The sequence below is a fragment of the Serratia rhizosphaerae genome (assembly GCF_009817885.1).
In the GTDB taxonomy this organism is placed as follows: domain Bacteria; phylum Pseudomonadota; class Gammaproteobacteria; order Enterobacterales; family Enterobacteriaceae; genus Serratia_B; species Serratia_B rhizosphaerae.
In genome coordinates, this window is record NZ_CP041764.1 from 3,320,598 (window position 1) to 3,333,256 (window position 12,659).

Sequence of the window (12,659 nt, forward strand, 5' to 3'; positions counted from 1 at the left end):
TTTATACGGTATTTTTGTATTTTTATTCTTTTCTGCCGCTAATGGCAAGGAGGAATTTGCGTTGTTTTCCCTGCTAACACTGTTAAATCGTTAATAAATTGAAAACCCATCAAAAGATTTTCTGATGACAGCGCCGAATGGATTCGTTAAAGTTTTCGGCATTGTCTCTATTTTGCTGTTTTTTTAGTCTACTGCTATTGGTTGGAGCCGCATGTCAAACGATAATCACAATCTGGGTCGCCGTCGTCTGTTGCAGGGGGTTACCGCAACCTGGTTGCTGAGCGTGAGCCGTGTCGGTTTTGCCGCGTCGTCGCATGTTATCGCGGTGCGTGTCTGGCCTTCATCCACCTACACGCGCGTGACGCTTGAGTCCAACGTGGCGCTGAAGTACAAGCAGTTTGCGCTGACCAATCCCGATCGGATCGTGGTGGATATTGAGGGCGTGCAGCTTAACAGCGTGCTGAAAGGCATCGCCTCCCAGGTGCAAAACAGCGACCCTAACCTGAAGCAGGCGCGCGTCGGCCAGTTCGATAAAGACACCGTGCGTCTGGTGCTGGAGCTGAAGCAGGACGTCCGCCCGCATATGTTCACCCTGGCGCCGATTGCTGAATACCGCAACCGTCTGGTGCTGGATATGTATCCCAGCAAGCCGGCGCCCGGTGATGATGACTATGATCCGCTGTTGGCGTTGCTGGAAGATTACAATAAGGGCGATCTGGAACGGACGCTGCCGGCACCGGCCAAAGCGCCGCAAACCGGTAAGGCGGGGCGTGACCGGCCGATTGTCATTATGCTCGACCCGGGGCACGGCGGTGAGGATCCCGGTGCGATCGGCAAGTACAAAACGCGCGAGAAAGACATCGTGCTGCAGATTGCCCGTCGGCTGAGAACGATGATCAAACGCGAACCGAATATGAAAGTCTTTATGACGCGTAACGAAGATGTTTTCATTCCGCTGAAGGTGCGGGTGGCAAAAGCGCGCAAGCAGCGCGCCGATCTGTTTGTCTCCATCCACGCGGATGCCTTTACCAACCGTGCGGCGCGTGGCTCATCGGTGTTTGCGCTGTCGACTAAAGGGGCAACCAGCGCCGCGGCGCGCTATCTGGCGCAGACGCAGAACGAATCGGATCAGATTGGCGGCGTCAGCAAAAGCGGTGACCGCTATCTGGATCACACCATGTTCGATCTGGTGCAGACGGCGACCATCAACGACAGCCTGAAATTTGGCAAGGAAGTGCTGCATCGGATGGGCAGTATCAACCGGTTGCACAAGAATCGTGTCGATCAGGCCGGTTTTGCGGTGTTGAAGGCGCCGGACATTCCTTCCATTCTGGTGGAGACGGCGTTTATCAGCAACGTGGAAGAAGAGCGTAAACTGCGTACCAGCCGTTTTCAGCAGCAGATCGCGGAATCCATACTGGCGGGTATCAAGGCTTATTTCTCCAACGGCGGAGCGAGGCGTTAAAGAGAAAGATGGCGCTGGGCTGCGGCCCGGCGTGATGATGTTGGCGGATTTCAGATACAAAAAAACACCCATAAGGGTGTCTATTGTCATCATCAATAATGGTTGCGGGGGCCGGATTTGAACCGACGACCTTCGGGTTATGAGCCCGACGAGCTACCAGGCTGCTCCACCCCGCGTCCGTCTTGATGCTTGTGCGTTCTTTATCGTTTGGTTGCGGGGGCCGGATTTGAACCGACGACCTTCGGGTTATGAGCCCGACGAGCTACCAGGCTGCTCCACCCCGCGTCCGTTTAACGCATTTTTCTCGAACCCAACCCGTTATAAGATGCCGCTGGTACAGCATCGGTTGGTTGCGGGGGCCGGATTTGAACCGACGACCTTCGGGTTATGAGCCCGACGAGCTACCAGGCTGCTCCACCCCGCGTCCGTTTAACGCATTTTTCTCGAACCCAACCCGTTATAAGATGCCGCTGGTACAGCATCGGTTGGTTGCGGGGGCCGGATTTGAACCGACGACCTTCGGGTTATGAGCCCGACGAGCTACCAGGCTGCTCCACCCCGCGTCCGATGGATGCGCACTATACTCTCCATGGTTTATGTTGCAACCCCTTTTTGCAGATAATTGGTCTAAAGCCGTTTTTTGGCTTATTTCGCCCGCACATTGCTTTCTTTTTCATCATCCTGCGCGGTGTGAGATTTTTTATTGGCAGCGATTCCTTTATCTGAAGGGGTTTGTTATCTTTCGCCGGTATCCCCTTTATTTTTCAAGCTGCAGATGTGCGACGGGGCCTGGCCTGCCGTCTGCACCTCGAAATGTCTTGGGTAAAAACCATACCTGTTTTTTAAGAGAGCGCGCGATGAAAGGACGTTGGGGCAAATACCTGCTGGGCGGGTTAGTGATAGCAATCTTGGCGGGCTGTTCGTCAAAGCCGACCGACCGCGGTCAGCAATATAAAGATGGGCAGTTGGAGCAGCCGCTGGCGCTGGTTAATCAGCCAAACACCCGCGGCGTACCGATGAACGGTAATGATTACGCCAACCAACTGCTGGAGATCCAATACGCATCTCCTTCTTTGTTTAACCGTAACAGCAGTACCTACCAGGCGGTAAAGAGCTGGATGGCCTCCGGTGCGGACACCCGCCAGCTTAGCCAGTTCGGCCTCAGCGCCTATCAGATGGAAGGGGCGGACAACTACGGCAACGTACAGTTTACCGGCTACTATACGCCGGTGGTGCAGGCGCGCTACACGCCGCAGGGCGAATTCCGCTACCCGCTGTACCGCATGCCGCCGAAACGCGGGCGTCTGCCGAGCCGTGCGGGCATTTATAACGGCGCGCTGGATGACCGCTACATCATCGCCTACAGCAACTCGCTGATGGACAACTTTATGATGGAAGTGCAGGGCAGCGGCTATGTCGATTTTGGTAACGGCCAGCCACTGGTGTTCTTTGGCTACGGCGGCAAAAACGGCCATGCTTACCGCAGTATCGGCCGGGTATTGATCGACCGGGGTGAGGTGGCCAAGGCGGATATGTCGATGCAGGCGATCCGCAAGTGGGCTGACAGCCACAGCGAAGCGGAAGTACGCGAGCTGCTGGAGCAGAACCCGTCCTTTGTCTTCTTCCGCCCGGAATCTTTCGCGCCGGTGAAAGGCGCCAGCGCGGTGCCGCTGATCGCCAAGGCGTCGGTGGCGTCCGACCGCTCGCTGATTCCTGCCGGCACCACGCTGCTGGCGGAAGTGCCGCTGCTGGACAACAAGGGTAAATTCACGGGAAAATATGAGATGCGCCTGATGGTGGCGCTGGACGTTGGCGGCGCGATTAAAGGCCAGCACTTTGATATCTATCAGGGTATCGGGCCGGACGCCGGTCATGCGGCCGGTTTTTACAACCACTATGGTCGGGTATGGGTGCTGAAAGGCGGCAACAGCGGCGCGCCGCTGTTCAGCGCCTATCGGCCCAAGGTCAGTCAGAGCGGGGGCTTGCTGGCGACGCGTTAATCGTTAACGCCCGTCGTCGCTCACCCGCAAGGGCCGGATTTTCCGGCCCTTATCATTTGCATAATTAAGGTAATTAAAGCGTTATGAGCACTCCCTATTCAGAAGCCTATCTGCAACGTTTTGGCGGTACGGCGCGTTTGTATGGCCAGCAGGCGTTGGCGCTGTTCGCCCAGGCGCACGTGTGCGTGATCGGCATTGGCGGCGTGGGCTCGTGGGCGGCGGAGGCGCTGGCGCGTACCGGCATCGGCGCTATTACCCTGATTGATATGGATGATGTCTGCGTCACTAATACCAACCGCCAGATCCACGCGCTGCGCGGCCACGTCGGTCAGTCGAAGACGGAAGTGATGGCCGAACGCATTCTGGCGATTAATCCGGAGTGCCGGGTGACCTGCATCGACGACTTTATTACGCCGGATAACGTGGCGGAACTGTTGGACAACGGTTTTAGCTATGTGATTGACGCCATCGACAGCGTGCGGCCGAAGGCGGCGCTGCTGGCCTATTGCCGCCGCTTTAAAATCCCGGTCGTCACCACCGGCGGCGCCGGCGGACAGATCGATCCTACGCGTATTGAAGTGGCGGATCTGGCGAAGACCATTCAGGATCCGCTGGCGGCCAAACTGCGCGAGCGGCTCAAACACGACTTCAACGTGGTGAAAAACAGCAAGGGTAAACTGGGGATCGACTGTGTCTTTTCCAGCGAAGCGCTGGTATACCCGCAGCCGGACGGCTCAGTGTGTGCATCGCGCAGTACGGCGGAAGGGCCAAAGCGCATGGACTGCAGCGCCGGTTTCGGCGCGGCGACCATGGTCACCGCAACCTTCGGCTTTGTTGCGGTTTCACATGCGCTGAAGAAGATGATGGCTAAAGCGGCTCGTCAGGCATAGCGCGCGGCGATATCCTTTACCGCTGCGGCCAGCGCTTCCAGACCGCTGGCGCGGGTGGCGCTGAGCTGGGCGCGCAATCCCAGGCTGTCGAACAGCGCCAGAGGATCGGCGGCCAGCAGTTGCTGCGGCGTCTTTCCTTCCACGGTGGTTAATAACACCGCCAGCAGGCCGCGCACGATGCGGCCTTCGCTGTCGCCGTAAAAATGCAGCCGATTGTCATCCAACAGCTGATGGCCTAACCAGACGCGGTTTTCACAGCCGCTCAGCTCTATATCCGCGTTGCGCAGCGCTTCCGGCAGCGTGGGCAGCTGTTTTGCCAGCATCACCAGTTGGCGATAGCGGTCTTCCCACTGTTTCAGCGCGCCGAATTTTTCTGTCAGGGCCGCAGCGGTAATGTCGTGGCCGAAGGGGTGAGGGGCTAGCATAGCGTCTCCGAAATTACAGTGTATCAATCTGCCAGCAGATCGACGGCATTCACCATGGCGTCGACCAGCCTGTCGACGTCTTCCGGCGTATTATAAGGGGCGAAAGAGGCGCGCAGGGTGCCGCTGACGCCCAGCGCCGCCATCAGCGGCTGCGCGCAGTGCTGCCCGGCGCGCAGCGCGATGCCTTGCTCCGCCAGCAGCGTGACGATATCGCTGTGATGAATACCGGTAATATCGAACGCCAGCAGGCTGGAGCCGGAGCAACGGAAGCTGCGAAAGCCTGCCAGTTGCGCCAGTCGATGCTCGGCGTCGTCGGTTAATTGCCGTGCGTAGGCTTCCGCCGCCGGCAGATTTTGTTCCTCCAGCCAGCTCAGCGCTGCGCCCAGCCCCAGTACTCCGGCGATATTCGGCGTGCCGGCCTCAAAGCAGTAGGGCGGTTTTTGCGCGGTAAAGCCGTCAAACGAGGCCTGAGTCAGCATTTTGCCGCCGCCTTGCCACGGCACCATCTGCGCCAGCAGTTCACTTTTGCCGTACAGCACGCCGATACCGGTCGGGCCATACAGCTTATGGCCGGAAAAGGCGTAAAAGTCGATGTTTAACCGCCGTACGTCCGCCGGACAGTGCACGATGCCCTGGGCTCCGTCGATCATGACTTTGGCACCGACGCCGTGCGCCAGCGCGATCGCCTGCGCCAGATCCGGACAGCCGCCGGTAACGTTGGACATCTGTCCCAGCGCCAGCAGCCGGGTTTTATCGCTGAGCAGCGTCGGCAGCAGCGCCAGGTCGGGCAGCCGGTCGGCCCCCAGCGGCAGTTTTGTTACGCGGGCACCGGTCTGCTCTGCGACCATCAGCCAGGGGATCAGGTTGGCATGATGCTCCGCCTCGCTGACGATAATTTCATCGCCGGGCTGCAGGCGGGGGCGCGCATAGCTTTGCGCCACCAGATTAATCGCCTCGGTGGTGCCGCGCGTCCAGACAATTTCTTCGGCGCCGGCGGCGTTAATCAATGCCGCCGCCTGATGGCGCGTCTGTTCAAAACGTACGGTCAGATCCTGAGCGGCCTTATGCTGGCTGCGGTGCACGGTGGCCGCCTCGCTGCTGTAAAACTGCTGCGTGGCGGCGATCACCGCCTGCGGCTTCAGCGCGGTGGCGGCGCTGTCCAGATAAACGCCGGGCTGCGCCAGCGCGGGAAACTGGCGGCGGAAAAGTGAGGAATTAAACGACGACATAGTGGATTATCATTGGTCGGAACACCTGTCGATCCTGTCCTATTTTGCCGTGACTGACAAGTCCATTGCAGCGGTTGTCTGGCATTCCGGTGTGAGTTTGTTATGCTGTTTCTACGGGTGCGCAACCTTGCCTTTATGTATCTAAAGGTCTTTTACAGCATTTTTATCTACAAGGAGTCCAAGATGAAGAAAACGGCCGCAGTTATCTCTGCTCTGATGCTGACGTTCACGTTGGCAGCTTGTTCCAGTAACTATGTGATGCACACCAATGATGGACGAACCATTGTTGCCGACGGTAAACCGCAGGTTGATGAAGATACCGGGATGATCAGCTATAAAGATGCGAACGGCGTCGAACAGCAAATTAACCGTGCCGACGTGAAAGAGCTGGCGGAAAGCGACCAGTAAGCGTCAGGTAAAAAAAAGCACCGCAATGTTTGCGGTGCTGCATAAATCACTATGGACAGACAGGGTAAATGTACAGGAAGTGAAAAAAACAGTAGCTTAGCTACCATGTCCGGAATCGCCGGACAATTTGCAAACACAACATCACAACCACAAGCCAAAAGTTCATCGGCGTCCTCGACACCCAATCCCTTTTCGTTCCGGCCCGGGAAGTGCCGCCACTATAGGTATTTGCTGGCGTCTGCTCAACGGACAATTTATAATGCATCGGATAAAAAAAACTAATGAAATGGACGCGGAAAAAGCGAGCCAGCGCGCGTCTGTCAACGCAACCCGCTTTTAGGGTTGATGGTGTTGTAATTTTGTTACACAAAAGTAGCTAATTAATGTCTAAACGTTTACCGCCCCTTAATGCGTTGCGGGTGTTTGATGCGGCAGCCCGCCATCTCAGTTTCACTAAAGCGGCCGAAGAGCTTTTTGTCACTCAGGCTGCGGTGAGCCACCAGATCAAGTCTCTGGAGGATTTCCTCGGCCTTAAACTGTTCCGCCGGCGCAACCGTTCCCTGCTGCTGACCGAAGAAGGGCAGAGTTATTATCTGGATATCAAAGAGATATTCTCCTCCATTAATGAAGCAACGCGTAAGCTGCAGGCGCGCAGCGCCAAGGGCGCATTGACGGTCAGTTTGCCGCCGAGTTTCGCTATTCAGTGGCTGGTGCCGCGCCTGTCTGGCTTTAACTCAGCTTATCCGGGAATTGATGTTCGTATACAAGCCGTTGACCGGGAAGAGGATAAACTGGCCGACGACGTTGACGTCGCCATTTTTTATGGCCGCGGCAATTGGCCGGGGCTGCGTGCGGAGCGATTGTATGCCGAATATCTGCTGCCGGTATGTTCTCCCAGCCTGCTGACCGGCGAGCGCGCCTTAAAATCGCCGGACGATCTGGCTAATCACACGCTGCTGCACGATACTTCACGCCGCGACTGGTTGGCCTATACCCGGCAACTGGGTTTACAGCATATTAATGTGCAGCAAGGGCCGATTTTCAGCCACAGCGCGATGGTGGTACAGGCGGCGGTGCATGGTCAGGGCATTGCGCTGGTGAACAACGTGATTGCGCAGACGGAAATTGAAGCGGGCAGGTTGGTATGTCCGTTTAATGATGTTTTGGTCAGCAAAAACGCTTTTTATCTGGTATGTCATGACAGCCAGGCAGAACTGGGTAAAATAGCCGCCTTTCGCCAATGGATACTGGCGCGTGCTGCCAGCGAGCAGGAAAAATATCGTTTCCGCTATGAACAATAAACCGGCGGCCTCAGGCGGTCGGTTATCGACTAAAGGTAAATAACGATGAGCAGTCGTTCGATGCTGATTTTTGCCGCGATCAGCGGTTTTGTATTTGTTGCTTTGGGGGCATTTGGCGCGCACGTGCTGAGCGGTACGCTGGGCGCCAATGAAATGGCGTGGATCCGCACCGGGCTGGATTATCAAGGGGTGCATACCCTGGCGGTGCTGGCACTGGCGGTAGCGATGCAACGCCGCGTCAGCCTGTGGTTTTACTGGAGCGGAGCGCTGCTGGCGCTCGGCACCGTGTTGTTTAGCGGCAGCCTGTATTGTTTGGCGCTGTCGCACCTGAAGGTCTGGGTCTATATCACGCCGGTAGGCGGCGTGTGTTTCCTGATCGGTTGGGCATTGATGTTGATTGGCGCTTTGCGTCTGAGGAAAAAGGCCGAGCGCCATGAATAAAGTTGCATTGTACTGCCGCCCCGGCTTTGAAAAAGAGTGCGCGGCGGAAATTACGGATAAAGCCTCTCAGTTGGAGATTTTCGGCTTTGCCCGGGTAAAAGAAAACAGCGGCTATGTGCTGTTTGAGTGCTATCAGCCGGACGATGCCGACCGGCTGGCGAAAGAAATTCCCTTCCGCGAGCTGATTTTTGCCCGCCAGCTGATTGTCGTCGGTGAGCTGCTGCGCGATCTGCCGCCGGAAGACCGCGTTTCGCCGATTGTCGGTATGCTGATCGGCGTGGTCGATCGCGGCGGCGAGCTGCGGGTAGAAGTGGCGGACACCAACGAAAGCAAAGAGCTGATGAAGTTCTGCCGCAAGCTGACGGTGCCGCTGCGCGCCGCGATGCGTGAGCAGAAGGTGCTGATGGCGCGTGAAAACCCGACGCGGCCGGTGGTGCACGTATTCTTTATCGCGCCGGGATGCTGCTATGTCGGCTATTCATACAGCAACAATAACTCGCCGTTTTATATGGGCATCCCGCGGCTGAAATTCCCGGCCGATGCGCCAAGCCGTTCAACGTTGAAGCTGGAAGAAGCGTTCCACGTGTTTATTCCCGCCGATGAGTGGGACGAACGTCTGGGCAGCGGCATGCACGCCGTGGATCTTGGGGCCTGCCCCGGCGGCTGGACCTATCAGTTGGTGAAGCGCAGCATGATGGTGCATGCGGTGGATAACGGCCCGATGGCGCCAAGCCTGATGGATACCGGTCAGGTTACCCATCATCGCGCCGACGGTTTTAAATTTGAGCCGAACAGCAGCAAAATCTACTGGCTGGTGTGCGATATGGTGGAGAAGCCGGCTAAGGTCACCAGCCTGATGATTCAGTGGCTGGTCAAAGGCTGGTGCCGTGAGGCGATCTTCAACCTGAAGCTGCCGATGAAGAAGCGTTACGAAGAGGTCTCGCAGAATCTGCAGAGCATCCGGGAGGCGTTGGGTGCGGCAGGCATCAGCGCGGATGTGCATGCCAAGCAGCTGTATCATGACCGTGAAGAGGTGACGGTGCACGTACGCCGCATGTGGTCCGCCGTGCCGGGCCGCCGCGACGAACGGGACTGATATGACAGGGCGCTGCGTGCAGCGCCCTTAATTTATCGGCAGCCGCAGCTGTTGCAGGTTGCCGTCCAGCGTCAGATCGGTACGCAGCGTGGCGATCTGTTTGCTGACGTAGGCCATCTCGCGGTGCTGTTCCAGTTTTTTGCGCCACTTCTCCGGCACCGTATCCAACTGTTGATACAGCGTATCCAGATCCGCCGCCTGCTGCAGAAGCTGCACGGCGGTCTTCGGCCCGACGCCGGCAACCCCAGGGATTTTACTGCTGCTGATACCGGCCAGCCCCCAGTAATCCGGCAGCTGCTGCGGCGCCACGCCGAACTCTTTCTGCACGAAAGGCAGATCCAGCCAGCGTTTTTGAAAGTAATCGCGGATCTGCACCTGGGGCGCCAGCAGCTGGCAGTAGCCCTTATCGGTCGACACGATGGTGACCGGGTGGCCACCGCCGGATACCTTGGCGGCCAGCGTTGCAGCCAGGTCGTCCGCTTCGTTGCCGGGGGAGTGCCAGCAGGCGACGCCGAGACCGGCAAACGCCTCGCGCAGCTGCTGCATTTCCTGCTGCAGAGTGTCCGGCATGGGCGAACGGCCGGCTTTGTAGTCCGGCAGCAACTGGTGACGCCAGCTGTCGCCCCGGTCGTCCTCGTCAAAGACCGCGACCGCATGGGTTGGCTTGCTGTGCTGTATCAGCTGCGCCAGCGCATGACGGCAGGCATCGACGCACGGAGAACCTTGTACGGCGTGGATGCGGCGAATCAGGTTCAGGGCGTCGACGATCAGTAGATGTATGGCCATAGTGGTTTAGCTAGCAAAAAGGCAGGGCGGCTGGGTGCCGCCCCACGGTTGGTCAGGTAATGATTTCATAGCAGGGCACGTAGGCGCTGCCCGGCAGCTTCATGCGGTGCTGGGCGACGAAGCCCTGCAGCAGCTGATCCATCTGCTTCATCATTTGCGGGTCGCCATGCAGTTTGTACGGGCCGAACTGCTCAATGGCGTGGATGCCGTTCTCTTTCACGTTGCCGGCGACGATGCCGGAGAACGCGCGGCGCAGAGCGGCGGCCAGTTCTTCCGGCGGCTGCTGCGGCGACAGGTTGAGGTTGGCCATATTCTCATGGGTCGGCTCAAACGGCAGCTGCAGGTCAGGAGCGATGCGCATCGACCAGTTGAAGCTGTAGGCGTCACCGGTATTGCGGCGGTTTTCTTTCACCAGCGGCATCGCCTTCTTCATCTGGCGCGCCACTTCGGCCGGGTCGTCGATGATAATGGTGTAATGGCGGCGCGCCGCGTCGCCGAGGGTATTCATGATGAACTCATCCAGCACCCGGAAGTAGTCGGCGCTCTCTTTCGGCCCGGTGAGGATCAGCGGCAGCACCTGCTCGCTGTTTTCCGGATTCATCAGGATGCCCAGCAGGTACAGCAGCTCTTCCGCCGTGCCCACGCCGCCCGGGAAAATAATGATGCCGTGGGCGATGCGCACGAAGGCTTCCAGACGCTTTTCGATATCCGGCATGATCACCAGTTCGTTGACCAATGGGTTAGGCGGCTCGGCGGCGATGATGGATGGCTCGGTCATGCCGATAAACCGGCTGTTGCGATAGCGCTGCTGAGCATGGCCGACCGCTGCGCCTTTCATTGGCGCCTCCATGGCGCCCGGACCGCAGCCGGTACAGATGTTCAGTTCGCGCAGGCCCAGCTCGCTGCCGACTTTACGCGCGTACAGGTATTCGTTCTGATTGATCGAGTGGCCGCCCCAGCACACCACCATATTGGGATCTTCATCCAGATGCAGCGTGCGCGCATTTCGCAGAATCGAGAACACCAGGTTGGTGATATGGACGGAGTTTTCCAGATTCAGGTGCTGGAAGCGCCCGGCGCTGGCGATTTGCCCGTGCACGAACAGAATATCGCGCAGCACCGCGAACAGGTTGGCCTGCAGGGAACGGATAATGCGCCCGTCGACAAAGGCGTCTTCCGGCGGGTTGACCAGCTCGAGTTTTACGCCGCGCTCACGGCGCAGTACATTGATATCAAACGTTTCATAGCGTGACAGCAGCTGTTTACTGTTGTCGGTCTGGCTGCCGGAGTTCAGCACCGCCAGTGAACAGTTGCGGAATAAACGATACAGGTCGCTGCTGGCGGTACGCTTCAGCATGTCTACTTCCAGCTGCGACAGCAAATCCATTGAGCCAAGCGGGCTGATATGTGTAATCAAGGTAACTCCTTTGCACCCATGGCGGGGCGGTGGCAATCCATCGGCAGGACCGCCTGTCATTATGACGATCCCGCTTGTGCACGCTGCGGTTAATAACGCCTATCTGCTCTGCGGCACCCGCTATGCGTGAGGGCGCCGAGAATTAACCTTACCGCCGTCCCCTGATTTTTACCAATGCAAACCTGCTATTAGCTCAGTTGTTGAGCAACGCCTCGCATTTATTGGCGCGCCAGGCGGCCGTGCGTCGGCGCAAAAGCGGCGTTGCTGCGCCACGGGTTGATATCCAGGCCGCCGCGGCGGGTATAGCGCGCATAGACCGAGAGGCGTTCAGGCTGACAAAAACGCATGATATCGTTGAAGATGCGCTCCACGCACTGTTCGTGAAACTCATTATGATGGCGGAAAGAGACTAAATAGCGCAGCAACGCTTCACGGTTAATCTGCGCGCCGCGATAGGCGATCTGCACCGATCCCCAGTCAGGCTGGTTGGTGATCAGGCAGTTGGACTTCAGCAGATGGCTGACCAGCGTTTCCTCTACCTCAGGGCTGCCCGCCGCCGCATCCTGCAGATAGTCGGCGCTGAACTGATAGTCATCGATGCTGATGTCCTGCTGGTCGAGACATTCACCCTGCAGTTGCGCAATAGGGCGCCCTTCAATTTCATCCAGGCGGAACAGTTTCACTTCCACCTCTCCCTGCGCGCAGGCCGCCAGATCGCGCAACAGCGTGCAGCGCACCGCTTCCCAGTTCTCAAAACGGGTCTGGTTGAAGCTGTTCAGGTAGAGTTTGAAGCTTTTCGATTCGATCAAGTTCAGACTGAAGGCATCGAGGCTGATTTCTCCCACCGCCACCTGCGGCAGACCTTTAGCGTTGAGCCAGGAGAGCTCGTACAGCGTCCAGATATCCGCGCCGTGGAACGGCAGGCTATCGGGGTAAAGGCCCAGCGGCTCGCGGTTCATGCTGCGCGGCACCGGCTGCAGCAGCGTGGCGTCGTACTGGTCGTGGTAAGCGGTGGGTTTACCGAGCGTCAGCCCTGATAATGCCTGATGATTTTGATAGGAGGACATCTGCTGTCACCTTACTCCGGTTAGTGCTGAAAAATGGCATTGCAGACGCGGCAACGTGCTTAACGCCGGCGTCGCTGCAAGCAAGTATGCAAGGTTATGGGTACAATGGCCGTCAGTTTACCGTATGCGAGAGA

Annotated in this window: 12 protein-coding genes and 4 tRNA genes; 7 read left to right on the forward strand and 9 right to left on the reverse strand. The window is 57.8% G+C overall.

The window, feature by feature from the left end:
• Positions 1-211: 211 nt before the first annotated feature.
• On the forward strand, positions 212-1,465 hold the full coding sequence (gene amiC / locus FO014_RS15445; RefSeq protein WP_160030175.1) for an N-acetylmuramoyl-L-alanine amidase AmiC: 1,254 nt from the start codon (positions 212-214) through the stop codon (positions 1,463-1,465).
• A 99-nt stretch (positions 1,466-1,564) separates the two neighbouring features.
• Here amiC and FO014_RS15450 read toward each other — a convergent pair.
• The 4 genes from FO014_RS15450 to FO014_RS15465 all read right to left on the reverse strand — a co-directional run bounded on the left by FO014_RS15450 (position 1,565) and on the right by FO014_RS15465 (position 2,028).
• Positions 1,565-1,641 (reverse strand) — tRNA-Met (locus FO014_RS15450).
• A 32-nt stretch (positions 1,642-1,673) separates the two neighbouring features.
• Positions 1,674-1,750, reverse strand: a tRNA-Met gene (locus FO014_RS15455).
• A gap of 62 nt (positions 1,751-1,812) precedes the next feature.
• Positions 1,813-1,889: transfer RNA gene (locus FO014_RS15460), tRNA-Met, on the reverse strand.
• A gap of 62 nt (positions 1,890-1,951) precedes the next feature.
• Positions 1,952-2,028, reverse strand: a tRNA-Met gene (locus FO014_RS15465).
• Positions 2,029-2,322: 294 nt separating this feature from the next.
• Between FO014_RS15465 and mltA the strand changes: the two genes are divergently transcribed.
• Positions 2,323-3,465 carry a murein transglycosylase A gene (mltA, locus tag FO014_RS15470; protein WP_160030176.1) on the forward strand — a complete coding sequence of 381 codons (1,143 nt, stop codon included), beginning with the start codon at positions 2,323-2,325 and terminating at the stop codon, positions 3,463-3,465.
• An 83-nt stretch (positions 3,466-3,548) separates the two neighbouring features.
• Positions 3,549-4,355, forward strand: a complete 807-nt coding sequence (gene tcdA / locus FO014_RS15475; RefSeq protein WP_105232323.1) for a tRNA cyclic N6-threonylcarbamoyladenosine(37) synthase TcdA — start codon at positions 3,549-3,551, stop codon at positions 4,353-4,355.
• On the opposite strand, the gene csdE is transcribed toward tcdA, so the two are convergent.
• A complete protein-coding gene (gene csdE / locus FO014_RS15480; protein WP_160030177.1) occupies positions 4,346-4,780 on the reverse strand; it encodes a cysteine desulfurase sulfur acceptor subunit CsdE in 435 nt (144 codons plus the stop codon). The two genes, tcdA and csdE, sit on opposite strands and share 10 nt — an antisense overlap.
• 23 nt (positions 4,781-4,803) lie before the next feature.
• On the reverse strand, positions 4,804-6,009 hold the full coding sequence (gene csdA, locus FO014_RS15485; protein ID WP_160030178.1) for a cysteine desulfurase CsdA: 1,206 nt from the start codon (positions 6,007-6,009) through the stop codon (positions 4,804-4,806).
• A gap of 183 nt (positions 6,010-6,192) precedes the next feature.
• Here csdA and FO014_RS15490 point away from each other — a divergent pair, with 183 nt between their 5' ends.
• From FO014_RS15490 to rlmM, 4 genes are all read left to right on the forward strand, one after another.
• A complete protein-coding gene (locus tag FO014_RS15490) occupies positions 6,193-6,417 on the forward strand; it encodes a YgdI/YgdR family lipoprotein (protein ID WP_105233494.1) in 225 nt (74 codons plus the stop codon).
• A 383-nt stretch (positions 6,418-6,800) separates the two neighbouring features.
• A complete protein-coding gene (locus FO014_RS15495) occupies positions 6,801-7,718 on the forward strand; it encodes a transcriptional regulator GcvA (protein ID WP_105232320.1) in 918 nt (305 codons plus the stop codon).
• Positions 7,719-7,763: 45 nt separating this feature from the next.
• Entirely contained in the window at positions 7,764-8,159 is a 396-nt protein-coding gene (locus tag FO014_RS15500) for a DUF423 domain-containing protein (RefSeq protein WP_099050025.1), read from the forward strand.
• On the forward strand, positions 8,152-9,255 hold the full coding sequence (gene rlmM, locus FO014_RS15505) for a 23S rRNA (cytidine(2498)-2'-O)-methyltransferase RlmM (protein ID WP_105232319.1): 1,104 nt from the start codon (positions 8,152-8,154) through the stop codon (positions 9,253-9,255). Before FO014_RS15500 ends, rlmM begins: the two co-directional genes overlap by 8 nt.
• A gap of 27 nt (positions 9,256-9,282) precedes the next feature.
• On the opposite strand, the gene xni is transcribed toward rlmM, so the two are convergent.
• The 3 genes from xni to queF all read right to left on the reverse strand — a co-directional run bounded on the left by xni (position 9,283) and on the right by queF (position 12,525).
• Entirely contained in the window at positions 9,283-10,041 is a 759-nt protein-coding gene (gene xni, locus FO014_RS15510) for a flap endonuclease Xni (protein WP_160030179.1), read from the reverse strand.
• A gap of 52 nt (positions 10,042-10,093) precedes the next feature.
• Entirely contained in the window at positions 10,094-11,458 is a 1,365-nt protein-coding gene (ppnN, locus tag FO014_RS15515) for a nucleotide 5'-monophosphate nucleosidase PpnN (RefSeq protein WP_015673574.1), read from the reverse strand.
• A gap of 218 nt (positions 11,459-11,676) precedes the next feature.
• Positions 11,677-12,525: an NADPH-dependent 7-cyano-7-deazaguanine reductase QueF gene (gene queF / locus FO014_RS15520; RefSeq protein ID WP_160030180.1), complete on the reverse strand. Its 849-nt coding sequence runs from the start codon at positions 12,523-12,525 to the stop codon at positions 11,677-11,679.
• Positions 12,526-12,659: the final 134 nt, after the last annotated feature.